We start from the raw sequence: 1,201 nt of genomic DNA on the forward strand, positions 1-1,201 counted from the left end.
TGCCTCACAGCACACCTTCAACGGCTTACAGAACGCTCCCCTACCCAACAACGCATAAGCGTCGCTGCCGCAGCTTCGGTGCATGGTTTAGCCCCGTTACATCTTCCGCGCAGGCCGACTCGACCAGTGAGCTATTACGCTTTCTTTAAATGATGGCTGCTTCTAAGCCAACATCCTGGCTGTCTGTGCCTTCCCACATCGTTTCCCACTTAACCATGACTTTGGGACCTTAGCTGGCGGTCTGGGTTGTTTCCCTCTTCACGACGGACGTTAGCACCCGCCGTGTGTCTCCCGTGATAACATTCTTCGGTATTCGTAGTTTGCATCGGGTTGGTAAGCCGGGATGGCCCCCTAGCCGAAACAGTGCTCTACCCCCGAAGATGAGTTCACGAGGCGCTACCTAAATAGCTTTCGGGGAGAACCAGCTATCTCCCGGTTTGATTGGCCTTTCACCCCCAGCCACAAGTCATCCGCTAATTTTTCAACATTAGTCGGTTCGGTCCTCCAGTTAGTGTTACCCAACCTTCAACCTGCCCATGGCTAGATCACCGGGTTTCGGGTCTATACCCTGCAACTTAACGCCCAGTTAAGACTCGGTTTCCCTTCGGCTCCCCTATACGGTTAACCTTGCTACAGAATATAAGTCGCTGACCCATTATACAAAAGGTACGCAGTCACACCACGAAGGTGCTCCCACTGCTTGTACGTACACGGTTTCAGGTTCTTTTTCACTCCCCTCGCCGGGGTTCTTTTCGCCTTTCCCTCACGGTACTGGTTCACTATCGGTCAGTCAGGAGTATTTAGCCTTGGAGGATGGTCCCCCCATATTCAGACAGGATACCACGTGTCCCGCCCTACTCTTCGAGTTCACAACCTGTGTGCTTTCGTGTACGGGACTGTCACCCTGTACCGTGCGACTTTCCAGACGCTTCCACTAACACACAAGCTGATTCAGACTCTGGGCTGCTCCCCGTTCGCTCGCCGCTACTGGGGGAATCTCGGTTGATTTCTTTTCCTCGGGGTACTTAGATGTTTCAGTTCCCCCGGTTCGCCTCGTTAACCTATGTATTCAGTTAACGATAGTGTGACGAATCACACTGGGTTTCCCCATTCGGACATCGCCGGGTCAAAGGTTCATATCACCTCGCCGGCGCTTTTCGCAGATTAGCACGTCCTTCATCGCCTCTGACTGCCAGGGCAT

General features: G+C 53.2%; 1 rRNA gene (running past one end of the window). It reads right to left on the reverse strand.

Annotated features, from left to right (window positions below):
• Positions 1-1,201: ribosomal RNA gene (locus ACOTXF_RS23680) — 23S ribosomal RNA — on the reverse strand (its annotated part extends 1,622 nt beyond the left edge of the window); the annotation flags it as partial.

The sequence above is a fragment of the Enterobacter cloacae complex sp. IR53041 genome, assembly GCF_049238285.1.
In the GTDB taxonomy this organism is placed as follows: Bacteria; Pseudomonadota; Gammaproteobacteria; order Enterobacterales; family Enterobacteriaceae; genus Enterobacter; species Enterobacter roggenkampii.